20 protein-coding genes, 2 rRNA genes and 1 riboswitch are annotated in these 19737 nt (G+C 57.6%); of the genes, 7 read left to right on the top strand and 15 right to left on the bottom strand.

Annotated features, from left to right (window positions below; all coding sequences use genetic code 11):
- The first annotated feature begins 61 nt into the window (after positions 1–61).
- From VL197_07880 to VL197_07855, 6 genes are all read left to right on the top strand, one after another.
- Entirely contained in the window at positions 62–421 is a 360-nt protein-coding gene (locus tag VL197_07880; GenBank protein ID HUJ17897.1) for a hypothetical protein, read from the top strand.
- Positions 422–627: 206 nt separating this feature from the next.
- Positions 628–1104 carry a VOC family protein gene (locus VL197_07875; protein ID HUJ17896.1) on the top strand — a complete coding sequence of 159 codons (477 nt, stop codon included), beginning with the start codon at positions 628–630 and terminating at the stop codon, positions 1102–1104.
- A gap of 335 nt (positions 1105–1439) precedes the next feature.
- Positions 1440–2000 (top strand): dihydrofolate reductase family protein, encoded by a 561-nt coding sequence (locus VL197_07870; protein HUJ17895.1) that lies wholly within the window; start codon positions 1440–1442, stop codon positions 1998–2000.
- Between the two features lie 61 nt (positions 2001–2061).
- Positions 2062–2646, top strand: coding sequence for a class I SAM-dependent methyltransferase (locus tag VL197_07865; GenBank protein ID HUJ17894.1), 585 nt, complete (start codon positions 2062–2064; stop codon positions 2644–2646).
- Positions 2647–2713: 67 nt separating this feature from the next.
- Entirely contained in the window at positions 2714–4027 is a 1314-nt protein-coding gene (locus VL197_07860; GenBank protein ID HUJ17893.1) for a DNA polymerase IV, read from the top strand.
- Positions 4028–4837: 810 nt separating this feature from the next.
- Positions 4838–4924, top strand: a riboswitch (cyclic di-GMP riboswitch).
- A 50-nt stretch (positions 4925–4974) separates the two neighbouring features.
- Complete coding sequence (locus VL197_07855; protein ID HUJ17892.1) at positions 4975–8061, top strand: Ig-like domain-containing protein; 3087 nt, start codon at positions 4975–4977, stop codon at positions 8059–8061.
- Positions 8062–8173: 112 nt separating this feature from the next.
- Here VL197_07855 and pepN read toward each other — a convergent pair whose 3' ends face one another.
- From pepN to VL197_07805, 10 genes are all read right to left on the bottom strand, one after another.
- Entirely contained in the window at positions 8174–10828 is a 2655-nt protein-coding gene (gene pepN / locus VL197_07850; protein HUJ17891.1) for an aminopeptidase N, read from the bottom strand.
- A 265-nt stretch (positions 10829–11093) separates the two neighbouring features.
- Complete coding sequence (locus tag VL197_07845; protein HUJ17890.1) at positions 11094–11468, bottom strand: cupin; 375 nt, start codon at positions 11466–11468, stop codon at positions 11094–11096.
- 76 nt (positions 11469–11544) lie between these two features.
- Complete coding sequence (locus tag VL197_07840; GenBank protein HUJ17889.1) at positions 11545–12048, bottom strand: flavin reductase family protein; 504 nt, start codon at positions 12046–12048, stop codon at positions 11545–11547.
- Between the two features lie 85 nt (positions 12049–12133).
- Complete coding sequence (locus tag VL197_07835; GenBank protein HUJ17888.1) at positions 12134–12850, bottom strand: lipoate--protein ligase family protein; 717 nt, start codon at positions 12848–12850, stop codon at positions 12134–12136.
- A gap of 153 nt (positions 12851–13003) precedes the next feature.
- Positions 13004–13924, bottom strand: a complete 921-nt coding sequence (locus VL197_07830; protein HUJ17887.1) for a lipid A biosynthesis acyltransferase — start codon at positions 13922–13924, stop codon at positions 13004–13006.
- Positions 13925–14185: 261 nt separating this feature from the next.
- Positions 14186–14383 carry a zinc ribbon domain-containing protein gene (locus tag VL197_07825; GenBank protein ID HUJ17886.1) on the bottom strand — a complete coding sequence of 66 codons (198 nt, stop codon included), beginning with the start codon at positions 14381–14383 and terminating at the stop codon, positions 14186–14188.
- 28 nt (positions 14384–14411) lie between these two features.
- On the bottom strand, positions 14412–14636 hold the full coding sequence (locus tag VL197_07820) for a DUF2892 domain-containing protein (protein ID HUJ17885.1): 225 nt from the start codon (positions 14634–14636) through the stop codon (positions 14412–14414).
- Between the two features lie 90 nt (positions 14637–14726).
- On the bottom strand, positions 14727–15131 hold the full coding sequence (locus VL197_07815) for a CBS domain-containing protein (protein ID HUJ17884.1): 405 nt from the start codon (positions 15129–15131) through the stop codon (positions 14727–14729).
- A gap of 157 nt (positions 15132–15288) precedes the next feature.
- The gene (locus VL197_07810) at positions 15289–15660 is read right to left on the bottom strand and encodes an enoyl-CoA hydratase-related protein (GenBank protein ID HUJ17883.1); all 372 of its coding nucleotides are present in this window, start codon (positions 15658–15660) and stop codon (positions 15289–15291) included.
- 17 nt (positions 15661–15677) lie between these two features.
- Entirely contained in the window at positions 15678–16013 is a 336-nt protein-coding gene (locus VL197_07805; GenBank protein ID HUJ17882.1) for a rhodanese-like domain-containing protein, read from the bottom strand.
- Positions 16014–16378: 365 nt separating this feature from the next.
- Here VL197_07805 and VL197_07800 point away from each other — a divergent pair, with 365 nt between their 5' ends.
- A complete protein-coding gene (locus tag VL197_07800) occupies positions 16379–16837 on the top strand; it encodes a tetratricopeptide repeat protein (GenBank protein HUJ17881.1) in 459 nt (152 codons plus the stop codon).
- Between the two features lie 53 nt (positions 16838–16890).
- Here the strand turns inward: VL197_07800 and VL197_07795 are convergent, their stop codons facing one another.
- The 5 genes from VL197_07795 to VL197_07775 all read right to left on the bottom strand — a co-directional run.
- Complete coding sequence (locus VL197_07795; protein HUJ17880.1) at positions 16891–17595, bottom strand: DNA alkylation repair protein; 705 nt, start codon at positions 17593–17595, stop codon at positions 16891–16893.
- 206 nt (positions 17596–17801) lie between these two features.
- Positions 17802–18617 (bottom strand): dienelactone hydrolase family protein, encoded by an 816-nt coding sequence (locus VL197_07790; protein ID HUJ17879.1) that lies wholly within the window; start codon positions 18615–18617, stop codon positions 17802–17804.
- A gap of 134 nt (positions 18618–18751) precedes the next feature.
- Positions 18752–19219, bottom strand: coding sequence for an SsrA-binding protein SmpB (gene smpB / locus VL197_07785; protein ID HUJ17878.1), 468 nt, complete (start codon positions 19217–19219; stop codon positions 18752–18754).
- A gap of 174 nt (positions 19220–19393) precedes the next feature.
- Positions 19394–19510: ribosomal RNA gene (gene rrf, locus VL197_07780) — 5S ribosomal RNA — on the bottom strand.
- Between the two features lie 74 nt (positions 19511–19584).
- Positions 19585–19737: ribosomal RNA gene (locus VL197_07775) — 23S ribosomal RNA — on the bottom strand; the annotation flags it as partial.

Genomic DNA, 19737 nt, shown 5'->3' with positions numbered 1-19737 from the left:
AAAAAAGCGGATTTTTTCGGAGAGACTGTACTCCGAACGCTGATGATAAAAAAATCTTCATATGAAGGAGCTCACGGATTTAAAAATAGCTTACCATCCGCTTGCCCTACTTAGTGTCGGGATTTCTGAATTAACTCTTGGAATTATACCGGGGTATGCGCGTGATAACGTTACGTCTAAAATACAAATAAAAAATAATTCTGAAATCATTAAAGAGTACGTCTACCATGAACACGCTGACTTATGGGTTCATTTATCAATGCTGTTTCTAAGATCCGAGCATAATGAGGTCGCCACTACGAAAAAATACCACGAACGTTTGTATATGAACTTTCTACATGATTTTTCCCGTGATTTTAATAACGGCATGTATGACCCGTATAAAATAAATACTGCCGCTGAGGTTTCGGTTTCGAAGTGATCCATGAGAAGGCGTCATTTTAACCTGCGGGTCGAGTGAGTCGCGAACAGCACGCTCCTCACCCGCGTGTTAGACGCCAGTAATCAGGAGCGCTCGTGAAGGACGTATATGCAATTCTGCTTGTACTACTCACTTCCGGCTGTGCATCAATGCCGCCCCCAAAAATGGAGGCCGTCCCGACGTCTGTTGGACACCAAGGAGACATCATGAAAGTAAAACGTATGGACAACGTCGGCATCGTGTTGAAAGACATCGATGCTGCAATTCAGTTTTTCACTGAACTCGGCCTTACCCTCGAAGGCCGCATGCCCATCGATGGTGAATGGGCCGGCCGCGTTACCGGAGTGCGCGGCCAGCGTGTCGAGATCGCCATAATGCGTACCCCTGACGGCCACAGCCGCATCGAGCTCTCGCGCTTCGACGCCCCCGCCATCGAGTCCGACCACCGCACAGCTCCCGTGAACTCGCTGGGATACCAGCGAATAATGTTCACCGTTGAGGACATCGACGACACCCTCGCCCGGCTCAGCAAGCTCGGTGCGACGTTGGTCGATGAAGTTGTCAATTACGAAAACATCTACCGGCTCTGCTACATCCGGGGTCCAGAAGGAATTCTCATCGGGCTTGCCCAGCAGCTCGGGCAGCAGACCTCCCGAGAGAACCCTATGGATCGTAAGCAATGAGAATTCAGGCGTTAGCGTCTAACCCTCCGCTCGAGTTCGCCCCCTTCGGGGGATGGGACGCGCCTACGGCGCGCCCCTCAGCTACACGTTGAGCCTGTAGGAAAACCCCTAAAAGGGCTCATTTTAACCCCTTAAGAGCAGCAACGTAATTACACTGATGATAATTGGAATAGCACTGACGATGGTTCTGAGCCTGAATGACGGGATCCCTATCGCCCGGCCATCATCGAGAGACATTTCTGAAGTTTAATCGCGTTAAACGACGCCTGGTGCGTTGGGGTTTGAAAAGGTACTTAATCTACAGACTCGTTAGCCGCCAAGAGGAATTCACAGCCATGGGACTTTTGACCTTCAGCATCAACGTCACCCTCGACGGTTGCGTCGACCACCGGGAAGGGATCGCCGACGACGAGACACACGCCTTCTTCATCCGCCTCATGGACGAAGGCGGGGCGATGCTGTGGGGCCGCGTTACCTACGAGATGATGGAGAGCTACTGGCCGGCGGTCGCCCGAGGCGACGTGGAGGCACCGCCGGCGATCCGTGAGTGGGCGGTCAAGCTGGAGACTAAGCCGAAGTACGTGGTGTCGTCGACGCGAAAGGACTTTCCGTGGACCAATACCCACCACATCGCCGGCGACCTTCGCACGGGGGTGCAGAAACTGAAGGACGCGACTCCGGCCGGTGTGCTCCTTGGTAGCGGCAAGCTCGCGACCGAGCTAGATCGGCTGGATTTGATCGACGAGTACATGTTCCTCGTCCACCCTAGGATCGCCGGCCACGGCCCGACCCTGTACCAGAGCGGGCTGCCCAGCACGCGACGGCTCGAGTTGATCTCGGCGAAGCCGCTCCGCAACGGCGCGGTCGCCATGCACTACCGGCGCGAATGCGGCTAACAATTCATTCAAGCCGACGCCGCTTCGCGGCGTGTGAACTCGTCGTTAGAAAGGTCTTGCTATGAATGAAAAAAAATTTGATCCCAATAAATTGCAGAAACTGAATGATCCTCAAAGATTGTTGGATATCCCTCCTGATTATATTTGGGGAAAATTACATATAGAAGAACCGGGCGTATTTGTTGAAATAGGCGCCGGAACAGCATTTTTTAGTGCTGCGTTTTTTCAAAAATTCGGACCTTCAATATTATATGCTTGTGACTTATCGGACGTAATGATCAACTGGATAAAGGAAAATGTGTCTTCGAAGTATCCCAAAATTATTCCTGTAAAGACAGAAGAACATACTGTGCCACTTGATGATGGGATTGCAGACCTGGTGTTCATGATCAACCTGCATCATGAATTAGATAACCCATCTCTGTCAGTTGGAGAAGCTTATAGAATTTTGAAACCTGGTGGAAAATTCTTTATTGTCGATTGGAAAAAGAAAGATATGCCTGAAGGGCCTCCTACAAAGATCAGATGTTTGCCCGAAAAAGTGAAGGAACAAATGGCAAAGGTGGGATTTAAAGACATAAATATTTATAATGAATTACAAAAGCATTTTTTGGTAGTCGGGAAAAAGGGCCCTCTAGACACATAACGAGGCAAGCTAACTCGGACAGAAGGCAGTTGCGTTCCATCCTTTTCCGTTTCGCGGTGAACCTAACATGGACAACCAGCCCCTCACCATCTCCTCCTGGCCCCGGGCCATCATGCATATCGACGCCGACGCCTTCTTCGCGTCCTGCGAGCAGGCGATCCACCCCGAGCTCAGGGGCAGGCCGGTGATCACCGGCAGGGAGCGCGGCATCGTGGCTGCCGCGAGCTACGAGGCCAAGGCGCGCGGCGTGCAGCGCGGGGTGAGGCTGTCGGACGTGAAGAAGATCTGCCCCGACGCCGTCATCCTCCCCTCGGACTACGAGACGTACAGCCTCTTCTCGGTCAGGATGTTCGAGATCCTGCGCCGCTTCTCCCCGGACGTGGAGGAGTATTCCATCGACGAGGCCTTCGTGGACCTCACCGGGCTCCGCAGGAGCTTCCACGGTCCTTATGAGACGATCGCGGAGAAGATGCGAGCGGCCATCAAACAGGAGCTGGGCATCACCGTGTCCGCCGGGGTGAGTCTCTCCAAGGTCCTGGCGAAGATCGGATCGAAGCACAAGAAGCCGGACGGCCTCACCATGATCCCGGGAAGGGACATCCACCGCTATCTCGAGAACCTTCCCGTGGGCAAGGTCTGGGGCATCGGCCCGAACACCGCGGCCTTCCTGAACAAGCACGGGATCGTGACGGCGCTCCAGTTCGCGCGCAGGGACGAACGGTTCCTCGAGCAGTACCTCTCCAAGCCCTATCGCGAGGTCTGGCACGAGCTGAACGGCAGGAGCGTCTACCCCGTGGTCACGGAGACCAAGAACGACTACCAGTCCATCAGCAAGGCGAGGACCTTCACCCCGCCCTCGCAGGACCCTGCCTTCGTGTTCGCCCAGCTGTCCAAGAACCTCGAGAACGCCTGCATCAAGGCGCGGCGCTACAAACTGGCCGCCGCGCGGCTGATCCTGTTCCTCCGGAAGCAGGACTTCACGAGCAGCGGCGTGGAGATCAGGCTCTCCCGGCCCACGGCCTATCCCGCGGAGATGTTCGACTCGCTGCGCGAAGGGTTCGGCCAGGTCTACGAGCCCCATACGCCCTACCGCCAGACCGGCGTGGTGCTCGGCGGCCTCGCGGCCGAGGCCGGCACCCAGTACTCGCTCTTTGACGACACCGCAAAGATCGAGAAGATGGCCAGGATCTACGCATGCGTGGACAAGCTTTCCCGGAAGTACGGCAAGCACGCGGTGCAGCACGGCGCGAGCCTGCCCGCGAAACTGCAGGCCCAGCACGAAGGCGAACGGGGCGACGTGCCCATGAGAAAGGGAAACCTGTTTCAGGGCGAGAACAAGCGCCAGCGGCTCGGCCTGCCGGTCTTGAACATAAAAGTTTAGGCCGTTGTCCTGGCTTTGTCCAACTCCCCATGCAACCTTTCGGGCAGGTCAGGCCCGCTCTCTTCATTCCGCATTCACCGACATCCCCCTCGTCCTTCCCACCTATTGCCAAGATACTTCACCGCAAAGGATGCAGAGAAGATCTTGCATTGCCAACTTATGGCCGGATTGGTCCCAAGTCTCTTCGCCCTGATTTGCCGTCATTCAGGAACTTGAATTCCTCTGCGTGGTTCCTTTAGCAGTTTGTTGAAAAATTCCCCAAACTGTCATTGCGAGGAGCGTCTTTCGCGACGTGGCAATCTCGAATTCATTGATTTACCTAACCCGGACAAGCCGGATCAAAACCAGGAGCTAAAGCGTCTCTCGCGGAGCACGCGGAGGACGCAGAGTTTAAAACCAAAGCCCGAAAGTCTTTCATGGCGAATTATTTTTTGATTTTCTCTGCGAGCTCTGCGCCTCCGCGAGAAATTTTCTTGCCGTTTTGAAAAAATTTGATTTGTTACTTACTAAGGCTGAGATTGCTTTGCTTCGCTCGCAAAGACGGAAAAAATATTTTTCCAGTGACCTGCTAGCGGCCGACTCATTTATCAGGCTATCAGGTTGCTGCGGTAAAAACGCTTACAGGTTTTCTTGAAATTTTTTATCACTTCCCCTTCCCCTTTTGCACTCGTCTGCATGGCACATCGTCATCTGCTTGGAAACTATAGGATTACGATAGTGAGTGAAATCACAGAAATTTATTCCGCTTTCCCTTATATTCATACTACAAAAGTAATGGCACTGTCCTACTCGCAGGTTGCCGTTCACTTTCTCTGATCAGAGCAAACCAGGGGAAACCCTGGGACGCAGAGCTACGGGACTAAGAACATAAGATTTAATGTCCGCCGGGCCGCCAGAGATTTATATCTGGCGGTTTTTTATTGCCCAAGAAGGAGGTAATACTAAAGATGCTGAAAAAAATCTCACACTCGCTTCTCCTGTCACTGCTCATTGCAACAGCCCTGGTTGGATGCAAGCCGGCCGCGAAGCCGGACTCTACACTGGTGGCCATATCGGTTACCCCTGCCAGTGCAACGATCGCACTGAATTCAGACCAGCAATTCGTGGCAACTGGGATATACGCGGACAATACAACAAAGGACATCTCGGCAATTGCCGACTGGTCATCGTCCAATACGAGCGTCGCGATCGTGAGTACGACCTCGGGCACGGGAACGACCCTGGCATCAGGCATTACCCTGAACGCAGCGGGCGACACTCCGGGCCATGCCTATGGCCGCGCTAAAGGAACCACGACGATCACGGCAAAATCGGGCAGCGTCTCAGGGTCAACCGAATTGACGGTCAGTCAGACCGTCCTCGTCTCGATTGCCGTCACGCCGGCAAGCCCGAGCATTGCCATAGGCACCAATGAGCAGTTCACGGCAACAGGCACCTACTCGGACAACACCACCCAGAACCTGACCACCCTGGTTGCCTGGAGCTCTTCCAACACCGGCGTCGCAACGATCAGCAGTTCCGCCGGTTCGAACGGAATGGCAACGTCAATGGCCGCCGGGACCACCACGATCACGGCGACCTCGGGAAGCATTTCGGGTTCAGTCACCTTGACGGTCAATCCGGCCACCCTCGTCTCGATCCACGTCACTCCCTCCAATCCAAGCATCGCGCCGGGGACCAGCCAGCAGTTCACGGCAACGGGAACCTACTCGGACAACACCACCCAGAACCTGACCAACACCGTGACCTGGAGTTCCTCCAGCAGCAGCGTGGCCACGATCAATAGCACCGGGGCATCGCGCGGTCTCGCGACGTCGGTGTCATCGGGGACGACGACGATCACGGCAACCTCGGGAGCCGTATCGGGAACAACGACCCTGACGGTCAATCCGGCAACCCTCGTTTCGATTGCCGTTACGCCGGCAAACCCGGCGATTGCCAAGGGCACGAACCAGCAGTTCACGGCCACGGGCACGTACTCGGACAATACCACCCAGAACCTGACCGCGTCCGTCGTATGGAGCTCTTCCAGCACGGGCGTGGCAACAATCAGCAATGCTGCCGCCTCGCACGGACTGGCGACGTCCGTGGCATCGGGGACGACGACGGTCACGGCTGCGTCGGGAAGCGTATCAGGCTCGGCCGCCTTGACCGTGAATCCTGCATCCCTCGTGTCCATCGCGGTTACGCCGACCAACCCGGGCATCGCGAAGGGAACGAACCAGCAGTTCACCGCGACGGGGACCTATTCCGACAACACGACGCAGAACCTGACCGCATCGGTCACCTGGAGCTCGTCCAGCACCGGCGTGGCGGCCATCAGCAACGCTGCCGGTTCGAACGGGCTCGCAACGTCGGTGGCCGCGGGCACCACAACGATCAAGGCCGCATCGGGAAGCATTTCAGGAACCACGACCCTGACCGTGAATCCCGCGACGCTCCTCTCTCTCTCGGTCACGCCTGCCAATCCCGGCATCGGTCCGGGCACGAATCAACAGTTCACGGCAATGGGTACCTATTCCGACAATACGACGCAGAACCTGACCGCATCGGTCACCTGGAGCTCGTCCAGCACCGGCGTGGCGACCATCAGCAACGCGGCCGGTTCGAACGGCTTGGCAAAATCGGTGGCCGCAGGCACCACGACGATCAAGGCCACATCGGGAAGCGTATCGGGCACCACGGTCCTGACGGTTAGTCCGGCGACCCTTGTGTCGCTCTCCATTACGCCCACCAACCCGGGGATTGCCAAGGGAACGAGCCAGCAGTTCACGGCAACGGGCACCTACTCCGACAATACGACGCAGAACCTGACAGCATCGGTCACCTGGAGCTCATCGAGCACCGGCGTGGCAACCATCAGCAACGCGGCCGGTTCGAACGGGCTGGCAACGTCGGTGGATGCAGGCACGACGACGATCACGGCCACATCGGGAAGCGTATCGGGGACTACGGTTCTCACCGTCAATCCGGCGACCCTGGCATCGCTCTCGATCACGCCCGCCAATCTCAGCATCGCCAAGGGTACGAGCCAGCAGTTCACGGCAACGGGGACCTATTCCGACAATACGACGCAGAACCTTACCGCATCCGTCACCTGGAGTTCGTCCAGCACCGGCGTGGCAACCGTCAGCAACGTGGCCGGCTCGAACGGTTTGGCAACTTCTGTGGCTGCAGGCAGTACGACGATCAAGGCCACATCGGGAAGCATATCGGGAACCACAACCCTGACCGTCAATCCGGCGGCACTCGTCTCGATCTCGGTCACTCCGGCCAATCCGAGCATCGCCAAGGGAACGAACCAGCAGTTCACGGCAACGGGCACCTATGCCGACAATACGACGCAGAACCTGACCAACACGGTTACCTGGAGCTCATCCTACATTGCCACGGCAACCATCAGCAACGCGGCGGGCTCGCACGGCCTGGCAACGTCCGTGGGCTCGGGCACCACGACGATCACCGCCGCATCGGGAAGCGTGTCGGGGACGGCGATCCTGACCGTGAATCCCGCGATACTGCTCTCTCTCGCGATCACGCCGGCCAATCCCAGCACCGGTCTCGGAACGAACCGGCAGTTCACCGCAACGGGGGCCTATTCGGACACCACGACACAGAACCTGACCGCGTCGGTCACCTGGAGCTCATCGAACACCGCAGTAGCGGCGATCAGCAACGCGGCAGGCTCGAACGGCCTGGCAACGCCAATAGCCACGGGCTCCACCACGATCACGGCAATATCAGGGAACGTTTCGGCAACGACCGTCCTTACGGTGGTCAACGGGTCAGCCAGCCTGACGTGGACTGCGCCGACGACCAATACCGACGGGACGCCGCTCACGAACCTGACCGGATATAAAGTATATTACGGGACCGCATCAGGCAACTACGGCACGTCGATAAACGCCGGCAACGTGACGAACTATGTCATCAGCAACCTCGCTCCCGGCACCTATTACTTCACGGTGACGGCGATGAACAGTTCCGGGGTCGAGAGCGCTTTTTCAAATGAGGGCAGCAAGACCATTCAATAAGCAGCAACGCTTGTTTGTGTAAAACGAGAAAAGGCAGCCTCACTGAGGCTGCCTTTCTTGTTTCTGTTGAGAACATCACCGGCCCGCTCCGGGAGGGCCGGCGCAGGGTATGTTACGCGAGGCTCTTGGTCACGATCTCGTACACATCCCGGGACAGCCGCTCCGTCTTCGCGATCCGTTCCAGCTGCGCCTTCATGAGGCCCCTGCGTTTTCCCTCGTAGCGCTTCCATAACGTAAAGGGAGAAACGAGCCGGGCCGCGATCTGGGGGTTCACGGGGTCCAATTCCAGGACCACGTCCGCGAGGAACACATATCCCTCGCCGCCCGGGTCGTGGAACCGCACCGGGTTCCCCTGTCCGAAAGAGCCGATCAGGGCGCGCACCTTGTTCGGGTTCCTGAAGGTAAAGGCGGCGTGCGTCGTCAGCCGCTTCACGACCGACAGCGTGTCCGGCAGCGGCGACAGCGCCTGGATCGCAAGCCATTTATCCATGACCAGCTGGTCGTCCTTCCACTTCCGGTAGAAGGATTCGAGCGCGGGCCCGCGCTCCGGGCAGTCAACGCCGGCCAGCGCTGCCAGCGCCGCCACCTCATCGGTCATGTTCGAGGCGTTCTGGAGCTGCTCGACGCAGAGCTTCCGGACGCCGGGCTCGTTCAGCTCCATGAGGTAGGCAAGGCAGATGTTCTTGAGGCTCCTGCGGCCGATGGATGCCTGGTCCGTCCGGTACGGGCCCGTGTCCTGGTTCGTGTAGTAGACGGAGAGGAAGGTCTGCTTCAGCTTTCCGGCGAGCGTCCGCGTCACGAACCGCCGCGCTTCGTAAATGGCGGCCGGATCGATCACGTCCATGAAGTCCGCGAGATAGCTTTCCGGGGGCAGCGAGAGGGCGAAGGCCTGGAAGGACTTGTCCTGCATTTTGCTCTCGAGCAGCTTCCCGAAAGAGTTGATGAAGGCTTCATCGAGCGCAAGCGCCCTCCCCTGCTGATGGTCCTTCACCAGGCCCAGGACGAGCTTCACCGCGAGCTGCTGACCCGCGTCCCACCTGTTGAACTCGTCGCTGTCGTAGGCCATCAGGAAGAGCCGCTCCTCGTCGGTCAGGTCCAGCGCGAGCTTGACGGGCGCGGAAAAGTGACGGAGCAGCGACGGCACCGGCTCCCCGGGAATATCGGAGAACAGGAACGTCTCCGTTTCCTTCCGGAGCTCCAGCACGATGGTCCCGCCGGGACCGGATCGCCTGTCATCCAGACGAAGTGGCAGCTCCCGCCGGTCCCTGCCCAGGAGCCCGAGCGCGACGGGGATGTGCATCGGCTTCTTCACGGGCTGTCCCGGCGTTGGGGGGGTGTGCTGCCGGATCACGAGCTTGTAGGTCCTGGCCTTGGCGTCGTAGGAACGGGAGACCCGGAGCTCGGGTGTTCCCGCCTGGGAATACCACAGCCTGAACTGGGCCAGGTCGGTGGAGTTGGCGTCCTCCATTGCCCGGACGAAATCCTCGATCGTAACGGCCTGTCCGTCGTGACGGGAGAAGTAGAGGTCCGTGCCCTTCCGGAATCCCCCGGGACCGAGGAGCGTGTGGAGCATGCGGATCACTTCCGCGCCCTTGTTGTAGACCGTGAGCGTATAGAAGTTGTTGATCTGCAGGTAGGAGTCCGGACGGACGGGATGGGCCATCGGGCCGGCGTCTTCCCGGAACTGGCTGCTCCGGAGGATGTTGACGTCGCTGATGCGCTTCACGCCGCGCGAGGTCATGTCCTCCATGAACTGCTGGTCGCGGAACACGGTAAATCCTTCCTTGAGCGAGAGCTGGAACCAGTCGCGGCACGTGACCCGGTCTCCCGACCAGTTGTGAAAATATTCGTGCCCGACAACGCCCATGATGCCCTGGAAGTCCCCGTCCGTGGCCGTGTCCGGCCGCGCGAGCACGTACTTTGAATTGAAGACGTTCAGTCCCTTGTTCTCCATGGCGCCCATGTTGAAATCGTCCGTTGCCACGATCATGAAGACATCGAGGTCGTACTCCCTGCCGTAAGTCCTCTCATCCCACTGCATGGCCTGCTTGAGCGATTCCATGGCGTGGCCGCACTTGTCCGTGTTATGGTGCTGGACGAAGATGTGCAGGTCCACCTTCCGTCCCGACTGGGTGGTGAAGGTATCGCTGATGCGCGCGAGGTCGCCGGCGACGAGCGCAAAGAGGTAGGCCGGCTTGGGGAAGGGGTCGTGCCATTTGGCGAAGTGCCGGTTGTTTCCGAGTTCACCCGACCCGATCAGGTTCCCGTTGGACAGCAGCACGGGATATTTCGTCTTGTCAGCGACGATGGTCGTGAAGAATCGCGCCAGCACGTCCGGCCGGTCGAGGTAGTAGGTGATTCTCCGGAACCCCTCCGCCTCGCACTGGGTGATGAAGTTGCCGGACGACAGGTAGAGGCCGGTCAGTTCCGTGTTCGCGGCGGGATTGATCTCGGTCTCGATCTCGAGAACGAACGATTCCGGGACCGGCAGCAGCGTCAGTGTTTCCGCGTCGCGCTTGTAATCCTGTTCGTGCAGGGTCTGTCCGTCGAGCTTCACGGATATGAGCACCAGGTCCCTGCCGTTCAGCACGAGCGGACGGATGCCGTCGCAGCGGTCGTGATTGCAGGACACGGCCAGGGTTGACCGGACCACGGTCCGCGTCTCGTCCAGCTCGAAGGCGAGATTGGTCGTTTCGATGCGGTAATCAGGAGGGCGATAGTCCTTCAGATAAATCGCTTTGGGGGGCTCTTTTCGGGTCTCCTGCATGCAGGTCACCTGTGCAGCAATGTTGGGATGTCGGGATCTCAGGCCAGGCATCGGCTTCGGGGCTCATGGTTCCTGCGGCGATCGCATCCCGGGACAAAAGGAAGCCACGGAATCGACCGCACGATAAGCCGCGCGAAGCAAACTCTCTCCTATTATATCAGAACAGGGTGAGGAGCGAGGGAAAGATGATTCCCTCAACGAGGATCTCGATGGTACGTGCGGTCCGCGTCACGAGCGGTCGGGATCGCCGTCCGCACTCTCCCGCTCAGCGCTGGTCCTCATCGTCACGATGCACCGTCTCCGCGCCAAAGGCGGGCAGGCATACGGAAACATACTCCGCCCCGTCCGGGCCGGGCGTGCTGTACTGCACCCATTCGCCCCTGTGCGTGATGATCGCCTGGCCGGCACGGACATCGAATCTGTCGCTTTGCGTCGCCACGCGCAGCATGCCGGAAAGAACGACCGTGTACTCATCAAATTCGGGTGTCTGCCCCGGCTCGACCCACCCTGCCGGACTTTTCATCCGGGCGATGCTGAGCGCACCGGTCTTGGAGTTCACCCGGCCGATGTATTCCTCGATGATCTTCGGTTTGTTTCCCACGGCCCGGATAACGGCCGGAGAGGTGATGTGCGTAGCCATTGATGATCTCCCGGGAGCGCGGACCCTTTAGACGGCCGGATCCCCATGTCCCCGCGCCGCCGCGGCAACATCGGGCCTATTCGCCCACCAGGCACTTCACGATCTCGCCGACGTACATCCGGTGATAGTCCTTCTGCGGATACATGTCCTGAATGGAGGGATCGAGAAACAGGCCTGGGTCGATGTCCTGGGAATAGATCTTCCTGCAGACAAGGACGAGCCGTGCCTCCTGGAAATAGACCACTCCCGCTTCCTTGACCGGCCTGAGGCCGGATTCCAGGATCTTGTTCCGGTCCCTTCCCGAATGGCTGCCGCAGAAGCTGAGGGCCTTGCGGTGTTTTTCCGGGAAGAAGCACAGGGTGAAGAGTGGCGAGGCTTCGACGAACTCGTACGTATACCGGGTGGGCCGGATGAAGCAGAACGCCGCCTTCCGCTCCCAGAGCACACCCAACCCGCCCCAGCTCGCGGTCATAGAATTGAACTTCTCCGGTGATCCTGCCGTGATCAGCATCCAGTCCCTGCCGATCAGCTTAAACGGGTTGTCCGGGATCAGCTCCGGTCCCATTTCCCTGAACGCCATGTTCCCTCCTGCTTTCACGCTCGAGTCTCAATATTTCCTTGAGTATAGAGAGAAGGTGCCGATCCGTCAAGCCTGGGACAGCTGATCACGATAAAATGACAATCCCGAGCGCGGCGGTGAGTCCCTGCAGCACGCCTTTTTTCAGTTCCTCCGTCGAGACCTCCCGGCCGAGTTCCCGCTTGACGCAGGTCACTCCGTCTCCCGCGCACTCCCCGGGGATGACCTCCGCTTCCAGACCCGGATCGTAGTCCAGGAGGATCGAGCCGTGCTGGAGGAATGCGCCGCTCACCCTTCGCTGGGCGCTGCCGACGATCTTTCGGTCATGCACGACGATCTCATACCACGAAGGAGAGGAAAAACAGGCGGGGCCCTTCGCTTGCTTCCTTACGAGAGAAGCGTGCCTGCCCTCCCGGGAGACCGCCTCGGCGGAAAGCCCCAAGGTCCGGAGCCCGGCAACGAGCCCGGCGGCAATGACCCGGTAGGTCCCCAGCACGCTCGGCGGGAAGAGCGGTTGATCCGAACGGGCGACGATGCTGTAGGTCAGTTCCCGACGGTGCAGCACCGCCCTGCCGCCCGTGATGCGTCGCACGACTTCGAACCCGTGATGCCTGCATGCCTCGGCATTCACGGCCGACTTCCTGTCCTGGAACCTGCCGATCGATACCGCCGGCGGATCCCACGTGTAGAACCGAAGCACCGGCATTGCGTCGCCCGCCTGCGCACGGGCCAGCAGCTCCTCGTCGACGGCCATGTTGTAGGCGCCGGTATTTGCGCCCGTATCGAGCAGTTTCCACGTGGACATAGGAAAGTTTGGAGATCGAAGCACAGGCAAATTCTACCTCCCGCGTCGATGCACATAAGCACCGATCACGTAAACCTGTGACGGTTTTGTTTCACCGGGACGCTCACCCCTGTTCATCCTCACTGTGCCGGCATCCCAGCTCCAAGCTCCGAACTATTTGCTATAGAGCGAGGGTTCGTTGTTGGGTCGGGTCTTGAAGCGCCGGTAGGACCACATGTACTGCTCGGGCATCTCGCGAACCCACTGTTCGATGGCCTGGTTCATGCGGGTGGCATCGGCCACGGGATCGTCGGTCGGGAAGTTTTCGAGGGGAGGGTAGAACCGTACCTCGTAGCCGCAGGCGTTCGGGAGGATGCGCGTGATAAAGGGCACAACCACGGCATTCGTGGCCAGGGCAATGCGGCTTAGCGCCGTGACGGTCGCCGCAGGGATGCCGAAGAACGGGACGAAGACACTGGCGCGATCTCCCATGTCCTGGTCGGGCAGATAGTAAAATGGCCTTCCCTCACGGAGACACCGGATGATCGGCTTCAGGCCAGCGTTCCGTTCGATGATGACGGACCCGAACCGAGCTCGCCGCTGGAACAGGTATTCCAGGAGCGGGTCCCTCGCTTTGCGGTACATGCTGACGTACTTCCGGGAGCGTTCTGACGCGAGACGCGCGCCGCCCATATCAAGCCCGATAAAATGCGGGGCGAGCATGATAACGTTCCCGCGGCCCACAGCATCCTCGAGGTAGTGACGGTCGCGGACCGCGATGAACCGCTTGAGCCTCCACGGCGGGGCAAACCAGGCCACGCCGAGACTGAGCGTGGCGAACCCGCTCAGGCGGAAATGCTGCTTCATCAGCCTCCGGCGTTCAGCCGGGCTCTTCTCCGGGAAGCACAATTCGAGGTTCCGCTCGGCATAGCGGCGGTTGGACGATGGGATCCATGAGATGACCGTGCCCAGGCCGCTGCCCAGGAACCGCAGTATGCGCCGCGGCGTCCAGGCGAGCAGGACCATGAGCGCCAGCACCGGCCAGGCGTACCAGTAACGGGGATTCAGAAAGGTCTTGAGAGAAACGGAACCCATGATTGTTTAGGCGATTCTCCACACAGGACGCGCAGTTCACCGAGGTGAACAAGCAATTCAGATACTTGCCTGCAAAGCATTATAGAACAACTCCCCCGGTTCATTCAAACACAATTTGGAGATCTCCCTGGTGTGCGCTGTGCGCCCGCCTCTCCGAACCGCCGCGTGCCATGCCGGGATTTGTCGCAAAAAAAGCCTGAGAATCATCAGACTCTCAGGCTTGGGATTTCTGATCCGCTCACGGCGGATTCCCTAGATGCCTCAACCGCCGCCCCAGGAATGGCCGCCGGTGCCGCAGCTGGAATGCCCGCTACCGGGCGACGCGAACTTGGAGACCCTCTTCTGTGCCTTTTTCTCGCTGCAGTAGGGGCACACCGTATCCTCGGCCTTCGCCGTCACCGACTGGAGGAGCACGAAATCCTTCCCGCACTGTTCACAGGTATACTCATAGAATGGCATGACAAACTCCTTTGCAAAAAAGATCGATCTAGCCGTCGCAGCGCTCCCGCGCCCCAAAAGCGTGGAGTATAATACTCATCGGGCAGAACCCTGTCAAGGCAAAAATCGTGAGCATAAAGCCCACAAAGCCCGAAAAATAGAACCACTTGCTGCTCGCGGAGAAGCCGAGGATCACGCTCCCGAGCACGAGGATGCCGGCGACAAGCCGGATCAGCCTTTCCAGGTACCATGTCTTGGTGTCTGCGATGTACATCAAAACCTCCTCCCGATCGGGGGAGTCGCGGGTTGACAGGGACATACCTCGTCCACACGTCATTACCCGGGCTCCGGAACCATGATCATTCTATTTGCAGGCGAACGGGGCCTTCCGGTCCTTGGCCGCGAACCGCGTATAGTGGGGCGACGTAAAGATGTCCATGAGCATGTGCCTGCTCACCACGCCCACATATTTATTGTCCTTCACCACCGTGACCACGGAGCAGCAGCTCTTCAGGAGCAGATTGATGAGCTCCTTCGTCGGGGTGTCCGCATCGGTGATGATCGGTGCAGGTACCATAATCGTCGACGCCGCGATCTGCTCCAGGTCCCGCTCCTCACGTATCGCGTCCAGAATCGCGTTCTCCGACACAACTCCCAGGATTTCCCGGTTGTTGTCCACGACCGGCATTGCGGCAAGTCCCGATGAAATGATCTTCATCGCCACCTCCCGCGCTGTTGTGTCTGGCCCCACATGAATTTTTTCCCGCATGACATGCCACGCACTGATCCCCATTTTTCATTCCTCCCTCTCTGTTTTCGGTTCTGTTTTCGGTCCGCCGATCTGCATCCTGCGGCCGTTCTCCCTTTTTAATTGCCTTCGTCAGGCCCTGCTGCGCCCCCGGAGCGTCCCTTTCAGGACCTTCTCTCTAGAGCCGTTCCCACTGGTTCGTATCCGGGTTAAACGCTTCGCTGAACGCCGTAACTTCTTCCTTCAGGCCCACCGCATACCCCTCGTTCAGCCCGAAGTTCATCAGCATCTTGACGGCGCGGAGCGAACTCAGGCTGTTGCCGCCGATCCTGAGCGCAAGCCGGTACGCTTCCGCGTCGAGCTGGTCCGGCGGAACTACCTTGTTGACGAGCCCTATCCGGAGCGCCTCATCCGCGTCCACGGTCCGGCCCGTGAAGAGCAGCTCCTTGGCCCGCCGATGTCTACAGTCTCGCTCGGCGGCATAACTGAAGGACGCCACGACAAGAGTCAACAGCATCAGCAGGAGCACCAGGGCCGTTGTGATGACCAACCGGCATGTTCTCAAGTTCAAACCCTCGACATTGATGCAAGTCCAGCTCTGTTCCATAGCATGATCCCGCCTTCAAGATTTTTTACTCGATATCCCAGCCGGGCAAGGAATGAACAGGCATAGGCGCTCCGGTTGCCAACCCGGCAATACACCACGATCTCCTTGTCCCGAGGTAATTCCCGTACACGATGTTCCAACTCCTGGAGGGGGATCAGGGTGGAATTTTCTATAGCATCTCCTGTGTACTCCCGGGGCGTTCGCACGTCGAGCAGGAGAAAATCCTTCCCCCTTTGAACCATATCATGAAGTTCTCCAGGTCCGATATTTTGGCATTTATATGAGTTAAAGAACATGGAAGCCTCCTCAGCCGTAAAAAAGCTGGAACAACGGACACTGCCAGGGGGACATCCGGGGAGGAGAGGGGATGGCAGTGTCCATTGTTCGCGCTCCCTATCCTTATTACAATTCGCATGCCATTTATAAGCATGCTGATTTTCCGTGTTTTCAGACGGATAGTCGGCATGTCGGAAGGGGAAAAAGGTAAGTTTTGTCGAGCGAGATCGCGTGCTAATCCTTTAAAAGCTCGATTCTAGGCGCTCTCTGCAGCCTTAATACTGTTCGACAATTTTGTCTACCAGCATCTCGGATGCGACAGTATTGTTGACATCCGTGACAGCCCTATGTTATTGTTGAATTCATGACGGGACAAGAGGAGGAGATGATGAGAAAAACCTTGGTCTTGGTCGTAATCTGCCTGCTTCTTTCGGCAATCACTGCAGTTGCAAGCGCTGAAGAGGAGCTCTTCGATACTAAGGCCGCGGCCGTTCACCTCGAGAAGGGCCTCGCTCAACTCAGGGCTAAAAACCTCGATGCCGCCATCGAAGAACTCGAGGAATCCGTATCGATCGATCCCGATGCAGAGGCTTATTATTATCTCGGGTATGCTTACTACCTGAAGGGTCGCTCCGGAGACGCAGCGAGCAGAAAGAAGTCTATCGATAATTTTGACAAGGCCTATGAGCTTGACCCCAACTTCTCGCCGAATCGACACAAGCCCGCGGAGATCCCCGGGTCTCGGGTTGAGCAGAAGGCGTCCGATTCCCCGACTCCCGAAAAGAACATGAGCGGGACAGCGCAACCTCCAGAGGGGAAGAAAGCCACGCAAGCAGGCCAATAACCGCCTCATGAGTTTTTCATCCCGCGCGGGAAGTCTTGTCTGCGCCTTCCCCCCTACCGCACGCCATTCAAGTAGCTTTTCCTCAGCCGTTCGGGGAACCGTTCGATAGCGTACCTCAGCATGGTCCTCGGCATGTGCCGGTAGTGGCGCATGAGAAATTCCTCTTCAACGCGGCGATCACGTTTGCCGATCTCCCGGAGCATCCAGCCAACAGCCTTGTGGATCAGATCGTGCTTGTCGGTGAGCAATATCCGCGAGATCATGAGCGCGTCGTTGAAATCGTTCTGACGGATAAATGCGAGCGTTGAGAGAATCGAAATGCGCCGCTTCCAGAGGTCGCGTGAATTCGCCAGACTGTGGAGCGGCTTTCTGCTCCTGCCTACAAGCCAGGCTCCGACGATGTTCGGCGCCGATATATCAACGAGATCCCAGTTATTGATAAAGCGGGTGTTCCCGAGATAGAGGCCGAATATCTTCCTCTTCAAGGACTCGTCGCCCTCGTCAAAAACCTGCGTGAGCATGAGGAGCGCGAGCAGACGTTCTTCATGATGCTGCGATGAAAGCAGCTTCAGCACATCATTGAGCGGTGTGTTGCAAAATTCCTTTGCCACCTTTCGGATGTCCGGGACTGCGACGCCGAGAAAGAGGTCTCCTTCTCCGTACTCGCCGGGACCGGTCTTGAAGAACCCCCGGAGAACCTTTGCCTTTTCCCTGCTCGCAAATTGACGCAATCTCTTCTGGATTTTCTCGATTGCCATGACCGGCCTCTTTTTTTGTTTCCGCGCTATCTTGGGCCTGAGGTTTCGCGACAATTCCAACCCGACCTATCGGTGCATGAAAGGATAAGAGAGTTGGCAGGTTACATCACAATCATTTGTCCGCTAAAGGCGGGAAACCATCCCTTACATAACGAAGGCGCAGGACGGATCGTCCAGCGCCGAAGGTTGGTTCTCGTATTCCGCAGTTATTTCTGTAAGACCTCTGCGAAGAACTTCGTCAGATCCGCCCAGGACTCCTTGTCGGCCTTTTCATTGTATGCCATCATGGGAAGATTGAACTTTTTCCCCAGCTCGGTCGCATCAGGGTTTGTGAAGCTGTGGACCGCGCCGGGATAATTAATGAACTTGAAGTCCACTTTAGCGTCGGTCATTTCCTTCTTGAAGGCGTCGATCGCCTGTTGGGGAGTGAACTTGTCGTCTGCGCCGTTGTAGACCCGGATCTTGGCCTTTACCACACCTGCCGCAGCCGGCTTGACAGCGGCCAGGCTGCCGTGGAAACTGGCCACGGCTTTAAGATCTGCGCCCTGACGCGCCATGTTCAGGACAACACCGCCGCCGAAGCAGTAGCCGATCGCCGCCATCCGGTCAGGATCCACGGTGGGCTGCTTCTTCAAGAAGTCCATGGCAGCTTCAAACCGCGCCTTTCCCGTGTCGAGAAAATGGTGCATGACCTCTGACGAGAACTTGCCCGCCTCATCGGGATGCATTGCCTGCTTGCCGTCGCCGTACATGTCGACCGCAAGGGCGGAGTAGCCCATCTCGGCAAGCATCCGCGCCCGCATGCGCGCATATTCATTGTGTCCCCACCACTCGTGCACTACCAGGACTCCCGGCCGCTTGCCCTGCCTGTTCGCATCATAGGCGAGATACCCCTTCATGGTCACGCCGCCAGCCGTGTACTCCACAGCCTTCCCCTCGATCTTCGGGGCGGCAATGGCTGATCCTGCCGCAAGCGCTGCTATAATAATAGTGGCGATCAATCCGACGATGTTCTTCTTCATAGTATTCTCCTTCTCGGGATGAACTATCGCCCTGGAGACAGGGACGAGGAGTGCTACGCATGCGGGACACTGGTTTAAAATGTGATTAGGATTAACATGACTATTTTAGCAGAAATCATCTTAATAAGTACGGCTCAACGGCTCCTCTCCTTCACCGTGCGTTCCACCTCGCGTTTCGATTCCTTTTCCTTGATCGTCTCGCGCTTATCAAATGCTTTTTTGCCCTTCGCGAGGCCGATGAGGACTTTCGCCTTCCCGCGGACGAAATAGACCTTGAGCGGAATGAGTGTGTAACCCTTTTGGGCAATCTTTCCGGTCAATTTTCGAATTTCCTCTTTATGAAGGAGCAGTTTTCGCGTCCGAAGCGGTTCGTGGTTCATGATGTTGCCGTAGGGATAAGGGCCTATATTCGCATTAAACAGGAACAGCTCATTGTTCTTGACGATAGCGTAGCTGTCCGTCAGGTTGGCGAGGCCGAGACGTAAGGATTTTACCTCGGTCCCCTGGAGTGCAAGCCCGGCTTCATAGGTCTCTTCGACGAAATAATCGTGGAAAGCTTTGCGGTTTGTCGTTACCGGAGTATCGTTTTTCTTTTCAGCCATACCGTCTTGTTCTTTTTTCCGCATTCAGATGAGCAATGGAGCAATGATACACATACCCGATTCAAACTGCAAGTCGTATGCTGCTCAAGCTCAGCCGATTATGAGCGACTCCTCAGGATTCTTGTGGAAAAATAAAAAAAGCCCATCATCGAATGGATGATGGGCTTAAAAATATCCCGGCGACGTCCTACTTTCCCATGACCTCTCGGTCATAGTATCATCGGCCCTGGAGGACTTTACTTCCGTGTTCGGGATGGGAACGGGTGTGACCCCTCCGGTATAGCCACCGAGAAACCTATGAACATGTTTGACACTGAATAAGCAAGGTGCACAGAAAAGCTGAATCTGTCAGAAGCAGAAAATTAGTGGTTAAGCCGCACGACCTATTAGTACTGGTTAGCTTAGGATGTTACCACCCTTACACGCCCAGCCTATCAACCCGGTAGTCTACCGGGGGTCTTTAGGGGCCTTGCGGCCCGGGAGATCTCGTCTTGAGGTGGGTTTCCCGCTTAGATGCT

It is taken from the genome of Nitrospirota bacterium (genome assembly GCA_035516965.1).
Lineage (GTDB): Bacteria > Nitrospirota > UBA9217 > UBA9217 > UBA9217 > MHEA01.
The sequence above is the reverse complement of the archived record's forward strand: the minus strand, read 5'-3'. Positions and strand labels throughout refer to the sequence as shown.

Coding starts and splice junctions, on each gene's coding strand:
- VL197_07800 (HUJ17881.1), top strand. CDS start 16,379: ATGATGAGAAAAACCTTGGTCTTGGTCGTAATCTGCCTGCTTCTTTCG.
- VL197_07795 (HUJ17880.1), bottom strand. CDS start 17,595: ATGGCAATCGAGAAAATCCAGAAGAGATTGCGTCAATTTGCGAGCAGG.
- VL197_07855 (HUJ17892.1), top strand. CDS start 4,975: ATGCTGAAAAAAATCTCACACTCGCTTCTCCTGTCACTGCTCATTGCA.
- VL197_07840 (HUJ17889.1), bottom strand. CDS start 12,048: ATGGCGTTCAGGGAAATGGGACCGGAGCTGATCCCGGACAACCCGTTT.
- VL197_07870 (HUJ17895.1), top strand. CDS start 1,440: ATGGGACTTTTGACCTTCAGCATCAACGTCACCCTCGACGGTTGCGTC.
- VL197_07790 (HUJ17879.1), bottom strand. CDS start 18,617: ATGAAGAAGAACATCGTCGGATTGATCGCCACTATTATTATAGCAGCG.
- VL197_07835 (HUJ17888.1), bottom strand. CDS start 12,850: ATGTCCACGTGGAAACTGCTCGATACGGGCGCAAATACCGGCGCCTAC.
- pepN (HUJ17891.1), bottom strand. CDS start 10,828: ATGCAGGAGACCCGAAAAGAGCCCCCCAAAGCGATTTATCTGAAGGAC.
- VL197_07820 (HUJ17885.1), bottom strand. CDS start 14,636: ATGTACATCGCAGACACCAAGACATGGTACCTGGAAAGGCTGATCCGG.
- VL197_07830 (HUJ17887.1), bottom strand. CDS start 13,924: ATGGGTTCCGTTTCTCTCAAGACCTTTCTGAATCCCCGTTACTGGTAC.
- VL197_07845 (HUJ17890.1), bottom strand. CDS start 11,468: ATGGCTACGCACATCACCTCTCCGGCCGTTATCCGGGCCGTGGGAAAC.
- VL197_07825 (HUJ17886.1), bottom strand. CDS start 14,383: ATGCCATTCTATGAGTATACCTGTGAACAGTGCGGGAAGGATTTCGTG.
- VL197_07875 (HUJ17896.1), top strand. CDS start 628: ATGAAAGTAAAACGTATGGACAACGTCGGCATCGTGTTGAAAGACATC.
- VL197_07860 (HUJ17893.1), top strand. CDS start 2,714: ATGGACAACCAGCCCCTCACCATCTCCTCCTGGCCCCGGGCCATCATG.
- VL197_07815 (HUJ17884.1), bottom strand. CDS start 15,131: ATGCGGGAAAAAATTCATGTGGGGCCAGACACAACAGCGCGGGAGGTG.
- smpB (HUJ17878.1), bottom strand. CDS start 19,219: ATGGCTGAAAAGAAAAACGATACTCCGGTAACGACAAACCGCAAAGCT.
- VL197_07880 (HUJ17897.1), top strand. CDS start 62: ATGAAGGAGCTCACGGATTTAAAAATAGCTTACCATCCGCTTGCCCTA.
- VL197_07805 (HUJ17882.1), bottom strand. CDS start 16,013: ATGTTCTTTAACTCATATAAATGCCAAAATATCGGACCTGGAGAACTT.
- VL197_07865 (HUJ17894.1), top strand. CDS start 2,062: ATGAATGAAAAAAAATTTGATCCCAATAAATTGCAGAAACTGAATGAT.